Origin of the sequence: Bacillus marinisedimentorum, assembly GCF_001644195.2 — a bacterium.
Classification (GTDB): domain Bacteria; phylum Bacillota; class Bacilli; order Bacillales; family Bacillaceae_O; genus Bacillus_BL; species Bacillus_BL marinisedimentorum.
This window is the reverse complement of record NZ_LWBL02000048.1, coordinates 32,433-52,265: the sequence shown is the minus strand read 5'-3', so window position 1 is coordinate 52,265 and position 19,833 is coordinate 32,433. Positions and strand designations below refer to the sequence as shown.

Annotated in this window: 22 protein-coding genes; 8 read left to right on the top strand and 14 right to left on the bottom strand. The window is 45.1% G+C overall.

Going from position 1 to position 19,833, the window contains the following annotated elements:
* Nucleotides 1-39: 39 nt before the first annotated feature.
* Genes A4U59_RS14570 through A4U59_RS14560 form a run of 3 tightly spaced genes read right to left on the bottom strand, consistent with a single transcriptional unit; the run spans nucleotide 40 to nucleotide 2,738 of the window.
* Nucleotides 40-762, bottom strand: a complete 723-nt coding sequence (locus tag A4U59_RS14570; protein ID WP_066174304.1) for an EcsC family protein — start codon at nucleotides 760-762, stop codon at nucleotides 40-42.
* A 25-nt stretch (nucleotides 763-787) separates the two neighbouring features.
* Nucleotides 788-2,002 carry an ABC transporter permease gene (locus A4U59_RS14565; RefSeq protein ID WP_066174300.1) on the bottom strand — a complete coding sequence of 405 codons (1,215 nt, stop codon included), beginning with the start codon at nucleotides 2,000-2,002 and terminating at the stop codon, nucleotides 788-790.
* Nucleotides 1,995-2,738 (bottom strand): ABC transporter ATP-binding protein, encoded by a 744-nt coding sequence (locus tag A4U59_RS14560; RefSeq protein WP_066174297.1) that lies wholly within the window; start codon nucleotides 2,736-2,738, stop codon nucleotides 1,995-1,997. The genes A4U59_RS14565 and A4U59_RS14560 overlap by 8 nt, the downstream gene beginning before the upstream one ends.
* A 677-nt stretch (nucleotides 2,739-3,415) precedes the next feature.
* Here A4U59_RS14560 and A4U59_RS14555 point away from each other — a divergent pair.
* Nucleotides 3,416-3,838, top strand: a complete 423-nt coding sequence (locus A4U59_RS14555; protein ID WP_066174318.1) for an HIT family protein — start codon at nucleotides 3,416-3,418, stop codon at nucleotides 3,836-3,838.
* 252 nt (nucleotides 3,839-4,090) lie between these two features.
* Here the strand turns inward: A4U59_RS14555 and A4U59_RS14550 are convergent, their stop codons facing one another.
* A complete protein-coding gene (locus A4U59_RS14550; protein WP_066174295.1) occupies nucleotides 4,091-4,984 on the bottom strand; it encodes a hypothetical protein in 894 nt (297 codons plus the stop codon).
* A gap of 401 nt (nucleotides 4,985-5,385) precedes the next feature.
* On the opposite strand from A4U59_RS14550, the gene serC reads away from it, so the two are divergent.
* The 3 genes from serC (at nucleotide 5,386) to A4U59_RS14530 (ending at nucleotide 8,016) form a co-directional block, all read left to right on the top strand.
* Nucleotides 5,386-6,468 carry a 3-phosphoserine/phosphohydroxythreonine transaminase gene (gene serC / locus A4U59_RS14545; RefSeq protein ID WP_066174290.1) on the top strand — a complete coding sequence of 361 codons (1,083 nt, stop codon included), beginning with the start codon at nucleotides 5,386-5,388 and terminating at the stop codon, nucleotides 6,466-6,468.
* A 133-nt stretch (nucleotides 6,469-6,601) separates the two neighbouring features.
* Nucleotides 6,602-7,132, top strand: coding sequence for a tryptophan transporter (locus A4U59_RS14540; protein ID WP_066174287.1), 531 nt, complete (start codon nucleotides 6,602-6,604; stop codon nucleotides 7,130-7,132).
* Nucleotides 7,133-7,656: 524 nt separating this feature from the next.
* Entirely contained in the window at nucleotides 7,657-8,016 is a 360-nt protein-coding gene (locus A4U59_RS14530) for a YtxH domain-containing protein (protein WP_066174281.1), read from the top strand.
* A 241-nt stretch (nucleotides 8,017-8,257) separates the two neighbouring features.
* Here A4U59_RS14530 and A4U59_RS14525 read toward each other — a convergent pair whose 3' ends face one another.
* The 4 genes from A4U59_RS14525 to A4U59_RS21420 form a co-directional block, all read right to left on the bottom strand.
* The gene (locus A4U59_RS14525; RefSeq protein ID WP_066174278.1) at nucleotides 8,258-9,190 is read right to left on the bottom strand and encodes a glycine betaine ABC transporter substrate-binding protein; all 933 of its coding nucleotides are present in this window, start codon (nucleotides 9,188-9,190) and stop codon (nucleotides 8,258-8,260) included.
* 103 nt (nucleotides 9,191-9,293) lie between these two features.
* A complete protein-coding gene (locus tag A4U59_RS14520) occupies nucleotides 9,294-10,142 on the bottom strand; it encodes an ABC transporter permease (protein WP_066174275.1) in 849 nt (282 codons plus the stop codon).
* Nucleotides 10,135-11,328 carry a quaternary amine ABC transporter ATP-binding protein gene (locus tag A4U59_RS14515; protein ID WP_066174272.1) on the bottom strand — a complete coding sequence of 398 codons (1,194 nt, stop codon included), beginning with the start codon at nucleotides 11,326-11,328 and terminating at the stop codon, nucleotides 10,135-10,137. Before A4U59_RS14515 ends, A4U59_RS14520 begins: the two co-directional genes overlap by 8 nt.
* A 436-nt stretch (nucleotides 11,329-11,764) precedes the next feature.
* The gene (locus A4U59_RS21420) at nucleotides 11,765-13,279 is read right to left on the bottom strand and encodes a DUF5667 domain-containing protein (protein ID WP_066174267.1); all 1,515 of its coding nucleotides are present in this window, start codon (nucleotides 13,277-13,279) and stop codon (nucleotides 11,765-11,767) included.
* Nucleotides 13,280-13,499: 220 nt separating this feature from the next.
* Between A4U59_RS21420 and A4U59_RS14505 the strand changes: the two genes are divergently transcribed.
* Entirely contained in the window at nucleotides 13,500-14,096 is a 597-nt protein-coding gene (locus tag A4U59_RS14505) for an HTH-type transcriptional regulator Hpr (protein ID WP_066174264.1), read from the top strand.
* On the opposite strand, the gene A4U59_RS14500 is transcribed toward A4U59_RS14505, so the two are convergent.
* Nucleotides 14,086-14,430 carry a DUF1878 family protein gene (locus A4U59_RS14500; protein ID WP_066174261.1) on the bottom strand — a complete coding sequence of 115 codons (345 nt, stop codon included), beginning with the start codon at nucleotides 14,428-14,430 and terminating at the stop codon, nucleotides 14,086-14,088. The two genes, A4U59_RS14505 and A4U59_RS14500, sit on opposite strands and share 11 nt — an antisense overlap.
* Before the next feature lie 221 nt (nucleotides 14,431-14,651).
* Here A4U59_RS14500 and A4U59_RS14495 point away from each other — a divergent pair, with 221 nt between their 5' ends.
* Together A4U59_RS14495 and A4U59_RS14490 are read left to right on the top strand one after the other, a co-directional pair.
* On the top strand, nucleotides 14,652-15,140 hold the full coding sequence (locus A4U59_RS14495) for a DUF3267 domain-containing protein (protein ID WP_169823970.1): 489 nt from the start codon (nucleotides 14,652-14,654) through the stop codon (nucleotides 15,138-15,140).
* A 158-nt stretch (nucleotides 15,141-15,298) separates the two neighbouring features.
* Nucleotides 15,299-15,478, top strand: coding sequence for a hypothetical protein (locus A4U59_RS14490; protein ID WP_066174255.1), 180 nt, complete (start codon nucleotides 15,299-15,301; stop codon nucleotides 15,476-15,478).
* A gap of 162 nt (nucleotides 15,479-15,640) precedes the next feature.
* Here A4U59_RS14490 and A4U59_RS14485 read toward each other — a convergent pair whose 3' ends face one another.
* Both A4U59_RS14485 and A4U59_RS14480 read right to left on the bottom strand, forming a co-directional pair.
* Nucleotides 15,641-15,736, bottom strand: coding sequence for a YjcZ family sporulation protein (locus A4U59_RS14485; RefSeq protein WP_066174252.1), 96 nt, complete (start codon nucleotides 15,734-15,736; stop codon nucleotides 15,641-15,643).
* 95 nt (nucleotides 15,737-15,831) lie between these two features.
* Nucleotides 15,832-15,954 (bottom strand): YjcZ family sporulation protein, encoded by a 123-nt coding sequence (locus A4U59_RS14480; protein WP_425388909.1) that lies wholly within the window; start codon nucleotides 15,952-15,954, stop codon nucleotides 15,832-15,834.
* 182 nt (nucleotides 15,955-16,136) lie between these two features.
* On the opposite strand from A4U59_RS14480, the gene A4U59_RS14475 reads away from it, so the two are divergent.
* A complete protein-coding gene (locus A4U59_RS14475) occupies nucleotides 16,137-17,018 on the top strand; it encodes a peptidylprolyl isomerase (RefSeq protein ID WP_066174245.1) in 882 nt (293 codons plus the stop codon).
* Between the two features lie 129 nt (nucleotides 17,019-17,147).
* Here the strand turns inward: A4U59_RS14475 and A4U59_RS14470 are convergent, their stop codons facing one another.
* The 3 genes from A4U59_RS14470 to yhaM form a co-directional block, all read right to left on the bottom strand.
* Entirely contained in the window at nucleotides 17,148-17,342 is a 195-nt protein-coding gene (locus A4U59_RS14470; protein WP_066174243.1) for a sporulation YhaL family protein, read from the bottom strand.
* Nucleotides 17,343-17,424: 82 nt separating this feature from the next.
* Nucleotides 17,425-18,723: an MDR family MFS transporter gene (locus tag A4U59_RS14465; protein WP_066174240.1), complete on the bottom strand. Its 1,299-nt coding sequence runs from the start codon at nucleotides 18,721-18,723 to the stop codon at nucleotides 17,425-17,427.
* 47 nt (nucleotides 18,724-18,770) lie between these two features.
* Nucleotides 18,771-19,715, bottom strand: coding sequence for a 3'-5' exoribonuclease YhaM (yhaM, locus tag A4U59_RS14460; RefSeq protein ID WP_066174238.1), 945 nt, complete (start codon nucleotides 19,713-19,715; stop codon nucleotides 18,771-18,773).
* Nucleotides 19,716-19,833 lie beyond the last annotated feature (118 nt).

The window sequence follows — 19,833 nt, the reverse complement described above, 5'->3', positions numbered from 1 at the left end:
TAAATTGCCTGGCAATTGCCAGGCAATTAGTCGAAACACCTATTCACCGGCCTTTCCGGTAAAATACCTCATCCTGTATCCGTTCAGTGCTGTTTCGCCAAGTTGGCCGAGGAGCCTGTAGTTGGCTGCCGCCCCTGCCGCTGCACCGACAACCGGCAGGAGCTGGAGCATTTTGGCCACGTCAATATAATCCCGGTATTCCTGCTGGAATGCCTTCCAATCGATTGACAGCAAACCCCTTTTCTCTTTCTCCCAGTTTACGATCCGCTTAAATGTTTCGCGCTGATGGCTGCTGCCCGAAAATGTCAGCTGAAACAAATATAAAAGGTATATCCGTTCTTCATATCGCTTTGTGTCATACCCGTGGATTTCAGCAGTTTCAAATAAAAATTTCATTTTAAGCATTAATAAAAGCGGGAAATCGGCGACACCGAGGACAATTCCGCCAAATCCTGTACCCGCGCCTTCCGCTGCCGCAGTTTTCCGGTAAAATGCCAGGCGGCTGCGGATCAGCTCTTCCTTTCCTTCCAGACTGCCGGGAATTGAAGAAGAGGGCCTGCCGATGATATCCGACCCGGCCAGCACAGCCTCAACCATGCTTTTGACGGCACGGGTGACCGCTTCGTGCACTCTTTCAGGAATGTTATCATTCACGGTATTTTGTACTTGCTTTGACATGCGGCCCAGCATCGAAGGCCTTTTTTCCAGCCGGCGCTGCCATCTCTTCAGTTCATCGAAGGCTTTTTGTTCGTAAGCATCCATTTTTGATATTCCGCCTCCAATATGGTTACATGGAAATCCGCTTTTCCGTATATTGATACACAAACAGGTAGCTGAATAGAAGTCCGAGAATCAGGAGGACAGCAGCTGACACCCACGGCAGCGTCATAAAAGCAGCCGGTGCGATCAGCACACTTTCGAGTGTGAGCAGCTGGAACAAAAGGGTTAGGAAAGATTTTCTCCTGAACGTTTCCTGTATAGGATAAAGGTCAAGCCAGATTTTCGCTGCATGATGCCGCCATAGCGGTCTGATCTGGAAAGCGGTCAGTGCCAGAAATACAAGAAATGCAATCCCTTTCCCAACCGTGTATGGAACCGCAAAAACGGCGATGAACCCGATTACCGCCAACCGGAAGTAAATACCCAGGTATTCTCCGGTCCTGATGAACGACCGTATATACAAATAACGGTATGCTGTTTCTTTAGAATACGGCACGCTGGCTGCAACCCCGTTGAGCCATTTCCTCGGTTTCACCCTATTGGACATGCCTGGTACGTCTGTAAACAGATTGGCAAGACGATAAAACCGTGCCATCCGGTGATTTTCGGCTTCCACAAGCAAATCCCATTTCAGCGTATGCTTTTGCCGGGCCGAAAAATCTTCATATAACAGAAAACCAGCCATCAAAATAATCATAATCATAATATAAATCCACGGGGCCTGTGAGAAAAGCAGGTAAACGAACACAACGTTAATAGCCGTCCGAATCGTCTTTTCCCCAAGACGCATCATCGGGTCCCGAACATAATAAAGATACCATGCAAGCAATTGGTTCCATCCTTTAGCGATTAACAAAATGAGCCCATATAGCGCATATTGCCCTCCTGTTATTTCAGCTGTTCGGAAATAAAGGGGGGCAAGGGCGGCGAGAACAAAAATGAGCAGGTATACTTGCAGCGAGTAACTGAACAGGACGGATTTTTGAAAAAAACCGCGCAGCCGTGTCTCAAGCGGAAGCAGAAAGACAAGATCCGGTTCTTTCAAAAAAGTGAAAATCGGACTGTACGTCAGGAGAAGCCCGATTAGTATGGCTGCGAAGATAGCAGACGGAAAATCAGGTGAAATTCCCGCCAGCCATTTTTGATAATAAAAGGCGCCAGCACCAAGTCCGAAAATAAGTACAAACTTAATATGGTCGTTCAGGATATAGCGGCCGTAACGCTTCGTTTCAGAAAAGAATGATTCCAGGCGCTTTCTCCATAACTGGTCGATTTCATTCATTTTCATCTTCCTTTGTCAGCTGCAGGTAAATATCATCAAGAGATGCCTGCGGCATATTAAATTGGGTACGCAATTCTGAAAGTGTTCCATTGGCCCGCACCTTTCCTTCATGGAGAATGACGAACCGGTCACAGTATTTTTCCGCTGTTGAAAGGATGTGGGTGGACATCAGCACCCCTGCTCCTTCATTTTTCATTTTGACCATCAAATCAAGGAAAGATTGAATCCCGACCGGATCGAGACCGACAAACGGTTCATCAACAATATATAAAGCAGGCTGGACGAGGAAGGCGCACATGATCATCACCTTTTGCCGCATCCCTTTTGAAAAATGGACAGGAAACCACTTTAATTTCTTCTCCATTCTGAATTCTTTCAATAAGTTCGGAAGCCGTTCTTCAAACACTTTCTTATCCAATCCGTATGCCATTGCCGTCAATTCGAGATGTTCCTGCAATGTTAATTCATCATATAAAATCGGCGTTTCCGGTATGTATGTATAATGGGACCGGTATTCATCCGGATTTTCCTTAAACGTTTCGCCGTCAATTGTGACAGTTCCGCTTCTCGGTTCCATCAACCCGATGATATGTTTGATGGTAGTACTTTTTCCGGCGCCATTCAAGCCGATCAATCCAACTATATCATTCCTGTTCACATCAAAACGGACATCGTGGAGGACTGCCTTTTTGGAGTAGCCGCCCGTTATCCCGTTAATCGATAGTAAATCGCCCATAAACACCCTTCTTTCTGTAACCTGTCATCAGTTTCAGTTTATCAAATTCCCGGCAAGTTAACATCATCATACGGTTGGAAAGCACTGCACGCCGGGTCGCTCGAGACCGCTTCCGCTTTCATATTCAGTTTTTCGTGAGTACCTGCAGGCCAGCCTGATGAATTTATCTTAATAAAATGAATAACATCCAGCAGGCAGGGCAAATTAAGGTTCGAAGGGGAGCAAGAACCAAATCACTTACTTCTGTCACTGCTGCTTAAAGAGAAATGGAGATGATCGCATTGAACAATGTGATGACCCATTAACCATTCCGGTTTTCAAACTAGGAAATGAGGTGTCTCTGAAAGACAGTTCAGTCTGATTGACCCATATCATTTTGCAAAAGATGAAATGAGGTGTCTGTTAAAGGCAACGTAAGCTGAGGTCATTTTAAAGGTGCTGCTTTTGCAGAGACCTGAAAACGGACCTGTGTTCTTCTCTTCTTCCCCCACAAGGCAGGATGCATCCGCATCCTGCCTTTTCTTTTTCCATATAAAGTACTCACCCCATGTTAAGCCCGCTTTTGGATTTTTCCATCAACAACATATTTGACCAAAAAAAGTAAAGGACTAAAGTTGAACTCCGGGTGCCAACCCGCTAACATGAAAAGAAAAGGACTTTCTGAAAGGATGAAAAAAATGCCTGATTGTATTTTCTGTAAAATCATCGATGGAGAAATCCCATCCGCCAAAGTTTATGAAGATGAACATGTTTTTTCATTTCTTGACATCTCTCAGGTGACAAAAGGCCATACGCTCGTTATTCCAAAAGAACACCACAAAGATGTGTATGAGCTCCCGCCGGAAGTTGCCGCAAATGTGTTCGCAGCGGTCCCTAAAATTGCGGATGCGATTAAAAAACAATATGAGCCGATTGGCTTGAATGTCTTGAACAACAACGAAGAACCCGCCGGCCAATCCGTCTTCCACTTCCACATCCACCTGCTCCCGCGTTACGGAAAAGGCGACGGCTTCGGTGCGGTATGGGAAACAAATAACAGTGCGTATACGCCAGAAAAACTGCAGGAAATCGCCCGGACAATCGCAGACGGGATTGAATAAGCTACATATTAGAAAAGCGCAAGGCGCCCGCTTAGCGGCGTGCGCATAAGCGGGAGCACCCGCAGGAAGGCGGTCTTTCCTTCCGGAGGGGATCACCGCCTATGACGTTAGCCGCTGCATCGAAATACTTCCCTTGCTGACAATTTATATTTCCTGTATGGCAAACAAAACGGCCTTCCCGGCCGTTTTTTGTTATCCCGCCTGAATGGATTGCCTGGCAATTGCCAGGCAATCACCAGACAGCAGAATACTTCATTCCTTTTTGAACGTGCTTCCGATGCTGTACATGGTGAGAAGTTCTCCGGATGTTTCCCAGTCAGGATGAACGAAATTTTCTTCTGATTGCTGCAGCAATTCATTGACCCTGAATTTGAAATCGATGTCCCAGCGAAGTGAATGAATGAATTCTTCACGTGTGCCGTTGAATTTCATTTCATCTTTGAGCCGGTTAATCATATCTGCTTCCCATACGGAGGGGAGCGGTGAATTGCCCGGAATATCTTTATATCTGGTCATGGTGCCGTCCCATTTAAGCGCCTTCGGATAATAGTATGCATAAAGGGTATCGAATATCTGTCCGTTTTCAAGGACAACCTTTCCGCCTTTATGCTTTCTGAGCTCGTATGAAGCTTCTGTCCTGTTCACGAGTTCCAGCTGGTTTCGGTCAACAAGCGTCACCCACACTTCAATCTCGGCCCCTTTTACCGGAGCGATAACTGCCGGCATTGCTCCATACGGGGCCAGAAAACTTCCGTATACAATATCTGAATCGGTAATGGTGCTGCGTACGGCAATAAACGGATCATTCAGGCTCGGATCCAGTGAAAATTTATACTGCAGCTGGGCCAGGCACACATTGGATCCGTAAGCCACAACCGGTACACGGTCATCCAGATGGGGAAAATTATACCTGTCAAGAAAGGCAGCAAGCTCCGCCTGTTCAAAACCGGCAGTGACGAGCGTCCCGGCAATTTCGTTATTTGCAGAAAGATGGATCGTCGACTTTTCAAGCGGTTTTCCCTTTTCCAGCTCGAGGCGGTGAGCCTGGCCATGGTGAAAAACAAAAGAAGAAGAAGGCCGAGGTCCGGGATAGATGTCAGGATGATCATAAGGGCTGAGATGAACTGGTTTATTGTTGCGGTACAAACTTAAAACTCCTTTCATTTTTTACAGACATTTTTAAATATTAGGCTATGTTAAAGTTCCATGTTGATTTTTTATACTGGTTGATTGGAGTGGAAGGTGCGAGACTCCTGCGGGACTAGCGGGATAGCTGAGACCCCGCAGGAGCGCCAGCGACGAGGAGGCTCAGCGCCCGCCCCGCGGCAAAGAAGACACTGCGAGTGCGACCGAAGGGAAGCAGGAACAGATGTCGCACTTGTGCCCTTGGGTGAAAGCGAGTACCTGCAACGGAAATCAACACTAGCGTTTAACAGAGCCAAATATTAAAAAACATTATAGTCCATATCATTATTTCATGATACGATATAGAAAACCTTCTGCTTTATCATGATAAAGCAATTCTTTGAAGAAAGGAATGTCAATCGATGAAACGCGCTTACAATTTTAACGCAGGACCCGCTGCACTGCCGGCAGAAGTTTTGACACAGGCCCAGGAAGAACTGCTTGATTTCCAGGGAACAGGAATGTCCGTCATGGAACTGAGCCATCGCAGCAAAGCATATGAAGCGGTCCACGAAGAAACGAAAGCCTTGCTCAGAGAACATTACCGCCTGCCGGATGAGTATGACATCCTTTTTCTGCAGGGCGGGGCCAGCACGCAGTTCGCCATGCTCCCAATGAACTTCCTGAAAGCGGGAAAACTGGGTGCTTACGCACTGACTGGATCATGGTCCGAAAAAGCCCTCAAAGAAGCAAAACTTGCTGGTGAAACAGCTGTCATTGCGAGCGGCAAGGAAGGCGGATACCGGGCTATCCCCGACCCGCAGCTTTCTATTCCTCATGATGCCGCATATGTACATCTCACGACAAACAATACAATTTACGGAACGCAATGGCAGGATATTCCCGATACCGGAAAAACACCGCTGTTTGCGGATATGTCCAGTGATATACTCAGCAGGGAACTCCCTGTCGAGCGGTTTTCGCTCATTTATGCCGGCGCCCAAAAAAACATGGGTCCATCCGGAGTGACAGTCGTCATCCTAAAAAAAGAATTGCTTGAGGATATCCCTGACGGCCTGCCGACGATGCTCGACTACCGCACGCATGCTGAAAAGAAATCTCTATATAATACCCCGCCGACATTTTCTATTTATATGATGAATCTTATCCTTAAATGGATCAAGCGAAACGGCGGATTGGCCGGAGTCGAACAGACAAACCGGAAAAAATCGGCGATGATTTATGATGCCATTGATGGAAGCAGCGGTTTTTACACCGGGCATGCCGATAAAAACAGCCGTTCCTTAATGAATATCACCTTTACCCTTCCAGATGAAACACTGACTGAAGCATTTCTGCAAGAAGCGAAAGAACTTGGATTCAGCGGGCTAAACGGCCATCGATCAATCGGAGGCTGCCGCGCTTCCGCATATAATGCTGTCAGTATGGAAGCCTGTGAAGCGCTGAGTGATTTCATGGTCGGATTTCAGCGCCGGCATCAATGACTTTGTCAGAAAATTTCGCATTAACGGTTCCCTTTCAATTACTGAAGTGATATAATACCTTTACCCTCGCAGCAGGCAATAGTGCATTGTTGGAGGGATACCAGATTAGTATGAGAAGAGGAGAGATGAGGAAATGAAAATGAGAGAACTTGTGTCGATTGCGCTTTTGATTGGAATGGGTGCTGTACTGCATGCGGTCATGCCGCCGTTTTTCCTTGGCATGAAGCCGGATATGCTGCTTACGATGATGTTTTTGGCAATAATGCTGTTTCCAGGGGTTAAGAACGTTCTGCTTGCCGGGGCGGTCACCGGATTCCTGTCAGCTATGACAACAGGGTTTCCAGGCGGACAGCTGCCAAATATCATAGATAAGTTTTTTACGGCATTCATATTTTATCTGTTGTTCCTTGCAGTAAAGAAACTGATGGAAAATCGCCCTGCGGTGACATCCATCGTCCTGGCGCTTGCAGGAACGTTAATAAGCGGATCGATTTTCCTTTTATCTGCACTGCTGATTGTCGGACTCCCTGGCGGAGCGACATTCACGCCGCTCTTTTTAGCAGTCGTATTGCCGGCCGCCGCATTAAACAGCGGACTCATGTTTTTGGTTTATCCGGCAGCTGCATCTGTTAAGGGGCGATTTGCAGTGCGGTATAACAATTGAAACACCGAAAGGACCCGGAGGCTGAAGCCCGGGTCCTTTTTTTGCTGCTTTTAGTTTGTCATCTGGTAAAAGCGAGTACCTGTAGCGGAAATCAACACTAGCGTTTAACAGAGCCTTCATTTACAAAGAAAAAAATAAAAAGATGCATGCAGCCGCTGTACTGATGAGGCCAAGAATTAAAAAGCGCACAGCATTTCCTTTTGCGGCCGCCCTTTTTGTTTCCGGCGCATTTCTGTTGATTCCCACCTTAAAATAGTTAAAGGCTGCATAGACAGACAGTATACCTATAATCAGTAAACAGAAAAGGATTCCTGCCATTTTTCCGGTCCCCTTTCCTTTAATACTATGAAATGTACAAATAGTGTATGTATAAAATATTCAGCTCTAAACTCGATTACTTTTCCCCGGTTTCCAATTATTAAAACGTCTTTTTATCTTTCTTCTAAAGAAAAGGAATGACGTAAGAAGGCAGAATATTTATAATAATGGTATAGGGTATCATATTTGGTTGGGAGGGACAACAAATGGGACAATTAAAGTCATTGATGGCTGGCGTTGTTGTCGGGGGTGTAACAGCAGGGGCTGCAATTTTATTCACAGCACCACAGTCGGGCAAAGAACTCCGTAGGAATATCCAGAAGTGCAGCGGCAACGTGAAAGATACGTTTTCTGACATTAAAAGGAGCGGCATAGCCATCAAAGAGCAAGTGGAACAGACTTCAAAAGAAAGCGCTGTCATCATAAAAGACTTTTCGGATGACTTGAAAAAATCCATTGAACAGTGGAAAAAAGAAATCGAACCTCATCAGAAAAAAATACAGGATGAGCTGCAGAAAATCGAGCAGTCGATGGATGACCTCGAAAAAGCTGCTTCATCAAAATAAAAAACGAACTACTGCAAGCACCCGGTTATCGGGACGACTGTTTCGGTTGTCTTTTTTAACCGAGTTTCATGGTTATTATTCCTTTTACCAAAGGCTCCAATAGGGCCCGATAGGCCGTCCGTGAAAAGCCGGCAGTTTATAACAGGGACATTCGCTAATTGAAAATGAGTATGAAGAAGTTAGTCAATTTATTTTCAGCGACAGCCATAACAAAAAGCCGGGTTGCCCCGGCTTTTTTCTATTATTCTTCTGCTTTCAAATCTTCAATGGAGTCGATTTCCATATAAGACGGAACGACAAGTCCGACTTTCGCACCTTCAAGGTTCGGCCCAAGGTCTTCCACATCCGCTTCGTAATCTTCCATGTAAGCGGCATGTGTGCCCGGAAGCCAGGCAGCGACAATCGCATCAGCATCACCGTTGGCAACTGCTGCCCACATCGGCGCTGCTTCGACCTGAGTCATATCCACTTTAAAGCCCATGTCTTCAAGAACTGTTGCAATCAAGTTTGTGGAGGCAATTTCTGAATCCCAGGCTACATAAGCAAGGCTGATTTCTTTCCCGTCAACTTCCTCTGCGCCTTCAGTCCATTCTGCAACCTTCTCTTCATTTTCTTTGATCCAGTTGGCAGCCGCTTCTTCAGGATCGGCTCCTTCATTCACTTCAAGCATTACGCTTTCCATGTCACTTGTTTCCCAATTGAACTGGTCAAGGATTTTATACGCATTCGGCATATCTCCTTCCAGGCCTTTGCGGGCAATCGTATGGATCTTTTCTTCCCCGCCAAAAACGCCTTCCGGATCATCAAGATACTTAAGGTCGTACTTTGAGAATTTCCAGTGCGGTGTCCAGCCTGTTACGACAATCGCCTCTTCAGCTTCGATGGCGTCAGTCAGAGCCTGGGTCATTGCAGCTGAGGAACTTGCCTGCAACTCATAGCTGTCGAGTCCATACTTCTCTATTGCATCTTCAGCAGCCTGCATGACACCTGCACCGGCATCGATGCCAGTTATCGTATGATCAAGCTGTTCTGCAACTGACGCGCTTTCGCCGCCTTCTGAACCGCCATTCTTGTTGTTTTCCGCCTCTTCTTCTCCGCCGCCGCAGCCTGCAACGATCAGAGATAAGGATAAGCCTGCCGTTAGACCAAGCTTTTTCCAATTCAATTTTGGCATTGTAATCAATCTCCCTTTTATAAATTTAATATTTTATATAAGAAGGCCCGTGGAACACCCGCGGGACCCTTCAAACAATGTACGCCAAAAGCCGTCGTTAATGCTACTGATCAAATTTTTGCCTGTTCAGGTTTTGTGAAATCCGGTCCAGCACAATGGCCAGAATAACAATAGCGAGCCCTGATTCAAAACCCTGTCCAGGCTCATTGCGTGTAATGGATCTGTAGACTTCAACACCAAGCCCTTTCGCTCCGATCATAGAGGCGATGACGACCATGGATAGTGCAAGCATGATGGTCTGATTGATGCCGGCCATGATCGTTTTCTTGGCCATCGGAAGCTGCACTTTGTACAGTTTCTGATTGCCAGTGGAACCGAATGCATCTGCCGCTTCAATCAATTCAGGAGATACTTGCCTGATTCCCAGGTTTGTAAACCTTACTGTCGGCGGCATTGCGAAAATGACAGATGCGATGATCCCCGGCACCATCCCGATTCCAAAGAAAGAGACCGCAGGGATCAAGTATACAAATGCAGGCATCGTCTGCATAAAGTCCAGAACTGGCGTAATAATGCTTTCAACAACTTTGCTTCTCGCCATCCAGATGCCGATCGGAATTCCGATTACGACGGATATCAAACTGGCAGTCAAAACAAGTGACAGCGTCAGGATGGTAGCTTCCCAGTATCCGAGATTATCAATCAGGAATAATCCGAGCAGGACAAAAATCGGAAGGCCGATTTTGCGCCTTGCCAAAAAGAAGCTTGCTGCCGCAACCACGACAATGAAGAGCCAGGACGGCACAAGCAGCAAGGTCATGCTCAGCCAATCCACGAACCAATCGAGCGAGTCTTTTACCGGATCAAAAAACCAGGTCGCGTTATCCACAAGCCATTCAACCAGGTTGTCGATCCATATATCGAGTGGGATTTTCGGAAACAATTCATTCATATCCGTTCACCTCATTTCCAGCCAGAACCGCGAGAACGGATCCCCTTACGACAATGCCTTTTAGAATTTCCCCTTCAACAACCGCTATCGGTACTGGAGTATCATGGATGATATCAAATAGTTCATTTAGCGGCGTATCAAGTGAAACCTTTGGAACATCTGTCTCAAGGATCGCCCTGATATCTTTTTCGCCTTCTTTTACGGCAGCAGAAGCTTTATCAGCCGTAACAAAACCGAACAGTTCCTTTTTCCGGTTCACTGCATAGATGCTGGAAATCCCCTCATCCCTCATGCGCTGCAGTGCCACCCGCGGGCCGTGCTTATCAACATCGATTGTTTCCGGACGTTTCATGACGTGCTGGGCCGTAAACACTTTGGAACGGTCGACGTCCTCTACGAATCTTTCAACATAGTCATTAGCCGGATTCATCAAAATTTCCTCAGGGGAACCGACCTGTACAATCGCCCCGTCCTTCATCAGTGCAATCCGATCGCCGATTCTGAGCGCTTCATCCAGATCATGGGTAATGAAAATAATTGTTTTTTGCATCGTTTCCTGCAAGTCAAGAAGCTCATCTTGCATTTCTTTCCGAATGAGGGGATCAAGTGCTGAAAAGGCTTCATCCATCAAGAGAACATCCGGATCATTGGCAAGCGCCCGCGCCAGGCCGACACGCTGCTGCATACCGCCGGACAACTCATTCGGGTACTTATCCATATACCCTCCAAGACCTACCATTTCGAGTGACTGCGTCGCTTTTTCTCGGCGGTCCGCTTTCTCCACTCCCTGCACTTCCAGGCCGTATTCCGCATTCTCTAAAATCGTACGGTGCGGGAATAAAGCGAACTTCTGGAAAACCATGCTCATCTTTTTTCTGCGGACCTCACGAAGCTGTTGTTTATTCATGGAAGATAGGTCTTCATCATCTATGTAGATGCTTCCGGCTGTCGGTTCAATCAAACGGTTCAACAGGCGCACCAGTGTTGATTTACCGCTCCCTGACAGTCCCATAATGACAAAGATTTCACCTGCTTCCACTTCAAAAGAAGCCTGGTTTACGCCGACTGTCATACCAGTTTCTTTCAAAATTTGGTCTTTTGTCTTATTTTCGTTAAGCAGCTTAACCGCTGCTTTCGGATTCTTTCCGAATACCTTTGTAAGATTTTCAACTGCAATCTTAGGCATGATCTCACACCCTTTGTTTTACTTTGTAATTTTCCCATGATCCTGCTATCTTACTATATCTTATAAACTACGAATAAAACAAACCGAATATTCTTTGATAATTTTTCATAAAGTACATACAGATTTTATTGTACAAACTGAGCAAGGGCCATTCTTCAAATTCCTCCAAATTCGGACATATATCCTTAATATTTGTTTACTTCCTGTAATTATCGTGTAATTATTGAAAAATTCTTAATCTTTCTTGTCTTTATTGTTGGTTATTGTAAAAAATGGAAATGTGCTCGTTTTTTCAAGCGCATAACATCTCCCAGAAACCTGATTAGCTCTTTGTGCCTACTCAAGAACTCTGGTTCTTCCCCCGATTATGTTTGTTTCCGAAACGATATAATCCCCCGGCAAATTTTGCCGGGGGATTTTTTAATCAGCTTTCTTTTCAGTTGTCTTTACCGTTATCTTTTCCTTTATCTTTCTTCTCAGCTTTTGCTCTTTTTTCTTCGGCTTTTTTCAAAGCTTCAGCTTTCTTTTCTTCAGCTTTTTTCAGAGCTTCGGCTTTCTTTTCTTCCGCCTTCTTCAACGCCTCGGCTTTCTTTTCTTCAGCTTTTTTCAATGCCTCGGCTTTCTTTTCTTCGGCTTTTTTCAATGCCTCGGCTTTCTTTTCTTCGGCTTTTCTTTGTTTTTCTTCATCTTCTTCAACTTCTTGTACCTCTTTGGCTGCTGTCATTTCAGATGCAGAAGCTTGTATTTCTTCTTCTGCGTCTTCAGCTGCATAAGCTTCTTCATTAAGCTCCTCACCGTCGGCAGGAACTGTTTCTTCTGTGTCATCGGAAACAACCTCTGACGGCTCTTCTTCATCAAGAGAGACGCCCAGCGCTTCCAGTTTCATCATAAGTTTTTCGGCTTCTTCTTCATCGCCCTTTGCCAGTGCTTTCTCATACTTAGCGAGAAGTTTTTCGGCCTTCTTTTCCATTCGTTCGGCACGCTTTTCATACCCTTTTTTCACAGCGTTCATTTCAGAAGGGTGCAGGTTAAGCGCTTGTGCGATTTCTCCGAATCCCATGCCGCCTTCTGTCACCATTGCTGCCACTTCATCAATTTCTTTGCCGGAAGCGTCAGCAAGTGCAAAAATATGCGAAATCTGGCCATAACCCAGGCCAAGTTCACGCAATTCAAGAACCTTTTCAGGGTCAAGTCCTTTGACCACATTTGCAGTGATCATTGCTTTTTCAATTTCTTCTTTTAATTGCTCATCTTCTTCCAGCAATTCTTCATCAACGTCCGTCAGTTCTTCAAGCTGCTCTACCAGTCCATCAATCTCTTCCTTTTCTTCCTCCGACAGCCCTGCAAACATTTCTTCAATGGAAGCGGATACTTCTTCAAGCTTTGTTGTATAGTCCGTTACTACAGCTTCCATTAAAGCTTCCCATTCCTCCTGGTCAATGTCACCTGCATCCGCTTTTTCTTTCAGTGATTGCAGCTCAGCCATTCTTTCTTCTGTAATGGATGTAAGCAGAAGAGCTTTTTCCTCTTCATTGAACGTGAAGAAAAGTTCGACTTTCTCAAAAAGTTTATCAAAAAAATAAAGAGCGCTTTCAGGTGTAACACCTGCGGATGCTTCCTCAGCGCTGCTGTCCTCTTCGGTTTCTGTTTCTTCTTCAGCGCCTTCTTCCGAAGCTTCTTCGTATGTCGTTTCTTCTTCTGCTTCTGCCTCATCTTCATATGTAGGCTCTTCTTCTGCTGTTTCTTCACCAGAGGTTTCTTCTGTCACTTCTTCACCTGTTTCAGCAGGCACTTCTTCGGAATTTTCAGCGTCATTTTCTTCCACTGTTACCGTTTCCAGATCTGAAACCTGATCATCGCCTTCAGCGAATGCCGGGCCCCCTGCACTAAAAACTAAGCCGGAAATGACCCCCGCTGTCATTAACTTGTACGCAATTTTCTTCCCTTTCATGCTTTTTCCTCCCTCACTAATGTTTTCCTTATAACCATTCGGCTCCATTATAGCGTTTAACGGGGGTATCATATTACAAATATGACAAAATGATTACAAAGACCCGCTATTTTATTTTTCTAATAATTTGAACTTTATTCTTGAATGATTTATTGGCATAATAAAGGTAATCACTATCTCTACGTTGAATACTTTTATATGAAGGCAGGTGAAAAAGAGAATGAAAGAAAACGACAACACACGTGAAATGGTAGAGGCGCTTATATTCAGCCAGCGGGTTGCCCAGCTGAGCAAAGCCCTCTGGAAAGCGATTGAGAAAGACTGGCAGCAATGGATCAAACCATTTGATTTGAATATTAATGAACATCATATTCTTTGGATTGCTTACCACTTGAAAGGCGCTTCCATTTCTGAGATTTCCAAGTTCGGGGTTATGCATGTTTCGACAGCTTTCAACTTCTCTAAAAAGCTTGAAGAACGAGGCTACCTTACTTTCTCCAAAAAGCAGAATGACAAACGTAATACTTATGTAGAACTGACGGATGATGGGGAAAAACTGCTGCTCAGGACGATGGAAAGTTACAATCCAAAGGAAAATGACGTACACAGCGGGGCGCTTCCTTTACGGAACCTTTATGGTAAATTTCCTGAAATGCTTGAAGTTATGTGCATTGTCCGCAATATTTACGGGGAAGACTTCATGACAATCTTTGAGAAATCATTTGAAAATATCAATGAGGAGTTTATCGAAAAATCCCGAAGTTTACTGGTTGAAGAAAAAAATGAAAACGAAGAAAACTTGACGGCTAATCTCTGATATTAGCCGCTTCTTCTTTTAATCGGCTCATTAATTTCCTGTATATACCTTGATAATAAAGAGATTCAATCGTTTCCACCGCTTCCAGGCCTGGATGCAGCATGCCGACAAACTGGGTAAGGAGCTTTGTGAACGAAACATACCCTTCTTCGATCTGCCGCTCATATTCCTCATTCAGCTTTCCACAAAGTGCCAGGGTTTCCGCAACTTCTTCTTCAGAAAGGCCTTTCCTAATAACCAGCTTGTCAAAAGGATGCGTATTGGGCTCGACCATGTCCAATAAAAGGCGCTGATGATATTCAAGCTTTCGCAGCCGTTCTTCCAGTGACTCCATATGAATTTCCTTTCTATTCTTATATAGTAGTAATGTGAACGATCTGTAGAGATCGTGAAAATTCCTTAAATATTTTCTCGAAAACTATTGATTTCTATTATAAAACATCGTAAATTATTTGAGTAACGATAAAGGAACTGAAAGTGGTGAATGTCATGAACTGCTGGAAATCCGTTCATTTAACGAGAGAGTATGGATCATTTCGTATCCTTATTATATCAATGTTTGCGATGCTTTTTACATTTATTTTCCTTTATCTGTCGTTCAGCATTATCCATCCATCAGGAACGCTGCACGCGGATCGCTTTGTATGGTTTGCTGCGGGGCTTCTGCTCATTTCGCCTGTGCACAAACTGCTGCACGTAGTGCCTCTGTGGCTCACAGGAAAAAAAGTCCAATTTAGGATCAAGCGCCGGAAAGGTTTGCTTCCAGTGCTGCAGTTTCGGTATTGCCAATCGATGCCCCGCAATCTCTTTATCCTGGCTACCTTATCACCGGCAATCGTGATTACAGCAATTACGATCTCACTGAGCGTGGCTATGCCGGAGTATATGCATTACTTTGTCATTGCAGCTGCAGCCAATATCGGCCTTAGTGTAACTGACTTTATCTTTCTGTCGCAGTTTTTCCGGGCTCCGAAACATTGCTACGTCCAGGATTTTGACGGCGGCTATGATATTTTGATCAACAACCAACTGAAGGCGCGGTAAAAACAGCAAAGAGCATCCAGACAACGGATGCTCTTTTCTTATTAGGCATGTTCGTTTTCACTGAAAAACGTTATAATGATAGATAACTATCTCTTCGTTTGCTTTCATCTCTTTTTCATGCCATATTAGTATCATAGATTATGTAATGGAGTGATCCCATGCTTATTTTATATATTCCGTTTGCCCTCTTCATTTTATATACATTCAATAACCTGACAAACAACCTGGTTACCCAGCGTGAAATCCCGGAAGAAAAGCATCCGCAGATTTTCCGGACAATCAATGTCCTGATTACCATTCTTCTGATCTCCTCTTATATTGAAATTTTATTCACTTGACGATAAACAGCATCTGCCGGATTGATTCCGGCTTTCCGCCATGCTATACCCTTCCATACATGTTCATTAAAAAGAGGCTGCCCGTCAAAGGGTTCAGCCTCTTTTTTGACCTTCTTAGCTACTGACGTTCAGCGCTTAAAAGGTATTTCCGCTTTGTCTATTTTAGTATCCCCACCATGCTGCACCTACGATAATCAGCAAGATGAACAATACTACGATCAAGGCGAAACCGCCGCCGTATCCGTAACCTCCACTCATGACGACACCTCCTTCTTCTAACGTTGTTTCATTGTATGCAAATTCATTAACCTGCGATTAGGCTTTCGCCCTTCATCTTCAGACTTGGGCTTAAATTAGTAAACCCACGCAGCTCCCACAATGATCAAGAGAATGAACAATACTACGATCAAAGCGAAACCGCCGCCGTATCCATATCCACCACTCATTTTTTCACCCTCCTTTATAAGGTTCACCATATCCTATGGCACCGGCTCCCGAAGTGTATAGTCATTCGTCTAGGTTCCGGAAATTTTGTTGAGTATAGGCCTGAAGAAAATGAAAAATACTGTTAATCTTTGCCTCCCGTATGTTATAGTAGTTATTGTGAATTTTGGACATACTGCAAAGAGAAAAAACAACTTTTTTAGGAGTGTAGATTATGAAAAAAGTACTCATTTCCATCACAGCTGCAGCAAGTATCTTCGCAGTAACAGCATGCAGCGGCGATGGCGGGGAAAGCAATTCTAAAGTACTTGTGGAAACAACCGCCGGCAATGTGACAGAGCAGGATTTATATGAACAGATGAAAGAACGTGTCGGTGACCGGGTCTTAAGAGAAATGGTTGAAAATAAAATTCTAGAAGAGAAGTTCGACGTCAAAGAGGAAGAAGTCCAGCAGCGTCTGGATGAGCTGAAGAACCAGTACGGCGAACAATTCGATATGGTGCTGCAGCAGTATGGCTATCCTGATGAAGAGGCATTCAAAAAGGACATCCGCTCCGGTATTCTGCGGGAAAAAGCGATGGAAGCATCTGTAGACATCAGCGAGGAAGAAATGAAGGATTATTACGAAAAGATGAAAACCCAGGTGAAAGCAAGCCACATCCTTGTTGAAGACGAGAATACCGCTAACGAGGTTTATGAAAAGATCCAGGGCGGCGCTAAATTTGAAGAACTTGCAAAAGAGTACTCACAGGATCCTTCAGCCCAGAACGGCGGAGATCTCGGTTACTTCGGGCCTGGAGACATGGTTCCCGAGTTTGAAAGCAAAGCATACAGCCTGGAAGTCGGAGAGGTAAGCGAACCGGTAAAAAGCCAGTTTGGCTACCATGTGATCAAAGTGACAGACAAGAAGCCGGCTGAAGAAGAAGTAAAGCCTTATGAAGAAATGAAAGACGAAATCAAAGCAACACTTGCCCAGCAGAAAGCTGATCCAAACGCAGTCCAAAAAATTATCGATGACGCAGAAATTGATATAAAAGAAGATGATTTTAAAGGCTTGATGGATGCTCCTGCTCAAGAACAGCCACCTGCACAATAACACGATACAAATAGACGCGGTAAAGAAAAATCCTGCCGGCAAGGCAGGATTTTTTTCTTTGAGACCGATAGAATCATGGCTGCTCCAATATATTTAGATTTCGAGCTGCAGGGCACCGCTTGCATACCGTCACCCCGGCTGATGATGCCTGCTTCGCTCCTTTCTCCTTTCCTTTTCTTCCTTGATCCGGTCGAGGTAGACCCTTCCCTCTTTTTCAATGTAATATTGCTCCATTTTCTTTTCACTTATCAACGTTTTTATCAGCATGAATGCACTCCCTGCTATTCCGGCTAATACTAGATAAATCCACCAGGGCAGCAGCATCTCCCCACTCCTTTCAGACAAGCCTTATTGCTACATACATATGGCTGAAAAGATGGAAATATGCGCTTCGGTGTTCATTTCTTTATGCCGTTTCTGCAGGTTCAGGCGTACTTCCATTTCCAACTGCCTTCATCCGTTTGAACATGCTGTAATATAAAACGGCAGCCAGTACAGCAAGCAGGCTCAGGATAGCGAATGTCCACCCGTATCCGACCCATAATGTCAGCGGGATGGAAATCGGAGCAATCGTCCGTCCAATTGTAAAGCGCAATGAGGCGGCGGCAAAATATTGCCCGCGCATCGCCTCTGGAGCCAATTTTGCAATAAAGCTTTCCTGTATGCCCACAACCATCAATTCAGCTGCCGTAAATACGGCCATTGCCGCAAATAGCACCCATACATTGCCGGTGCTGCCGAATAATAAAATGGCGGCGGCATATGTAAGCGAGGATGCAACGAATACCCTGTGTTCCGGGTATTTTGCAATCCACCTGGTCACAATGACTGTAAAAAGAGCGACAAGGAGGCCATTTTCAGCAATGATCAAGCTGAACGCCTTTTCACCTGTTATTGTCAGTTCCCATCCGCCTAGTGCAAACAGCGTCTGTTTTCCAATCACTTCGTTCGTGTATACCGCCATCAATAAATCCATCTGCATGAACGTCTGGGCAACGAGAATGCCCGCCGCAATGAACATTAAAAACGTACGGTCATACAAAATCACCCGGTAATCCTCCAACTGCGATAAAAGAGCCTGGTGCCAATTCACATTCTGATTGTTCTTCATCATTGGCCTGTTCCCTGCATCAGGAATCGTTTCCCTCAAAAAACGTTGCAGGACTGCGAACATCCCGAAGCTGATCAAAGCCGCGGCAACAAGCAGTCCGAATCTGTGCTCAAAGAAAAAGTACCCGCCTAATACCGGTCCGAATACTACAGCGATGTTGATTGCGGTATAAAAAACGGCAAAGACGGAGCTTCTGTGTTCTTCCGGAACAACATCAGCCACCATGGCGTGGCTTGCAGGCCAATACAAAGAACCGAAAACACCCAGGGCAGTAAACGCCAGGAATGTGACAAGTGCCGACTGATACCAAGGTGAATTCGCGTAAGCAAACATCACGAAGGCGATTCCCTGTCCAAACGCCGATGCGGCCATCATTTTCTTGCGTCCAAACCTGTCTGCTGCATACCCTCCAAACAGGTTTGCAAACACCGCCACAACCTGTGAGCCGATCAGCAGCATCCCCGCTGTCATTTTGCCAAGGGTGTCAGCAAAGTAAATCGCCATGAAAGGGAAGAATGTCCAGAACAAGACATTCATTAGCCCTTCACCGACGAGCCGAATCTTCAAGTTCCGGTCCCAATCTTTCCATTTCATCAAAAGTCCCTCTATTCTTCTTTAAATACAGGCCGTCCCCTGATCCATCAGTTATGGAACGTGGGTTTATAAAACGAACGGTTTTCCAGCGCAAACACCCGCTCTGTAAATTCACCCGGCTTGGCTTTATCAAGCGCCCGGTCCAGCATATTCATTTTCGCATCAAGATTATCGATATAATGCAGAATCTCCGCTTCTTTGATCATTGGCGGTTTCGGACTGCCCCATTCCGCTTTGCCGTGATGGCTGAGAACGAGATGCTGCAATATCGTCACTTCTTCTCCCTCAATCGCAAGTTCCTCGGAGGCTTTCCCGATTTCGTTCACCATGATGCTGATATGGCCAAGCAATATCCCTTCTTTTGTATAAGAAGCGGCCACCGGGCCTGAAAGCTCAGTAACTTTGCCAAGATCATGAAGAATGATACCCGCATACAGTAAATCGGTATCAAGTGATGGATATAAATTTCCGATCGCCTTTGCAAGATCCAGCATCGAAACTACATGGTATGCAAGTCCTGATACAAACTCGTGATGGTTTTTCGTCGCAGCAGGAAAATCGAAAAACGCTTCCTGGTGCTTCTTCAAAAGATGCCGTGTGATCCGCTGGATATTCGGATTTTTCATTTCAAAAATGTAGCGCGTGATCCGTTCATGCATTTCTTCTTTCGAAACAGGAGCCGTTTCGATAAAGTCCTCATGCTTGACCTGCTCATTCGGATGAGCAGGGCGGATGTTCCTGATTTTCAGCTGATTCCGTCCGCGGTAGTTTGTAATATCTCCGATTACCTTCACAATTTGTTCAGCGGCATAATGCTGTTCATCTTCTGTGGAAGCATCCCACAATTTAGCTTCGATTTCACCTGATTTGTCTTGAAAAATCAGGGTCAAAAAAGGCTTCCCGTTGCTTGCAACACTTTTAACAGATGACTTGATCAGCAAATAAACATCGACTTGCTCTCCCACTTCATGATGGACAATTCCTTTTTTCACACTATATCCCCCGTTCCGTTTCTCACTCTTTTAATCTATGTGCTTTCACGGCCGATTCTTACTGCCGTTATCAATCTTCCATACAACCTTTTATTTTATCTTAATAGCAGCAGAAATG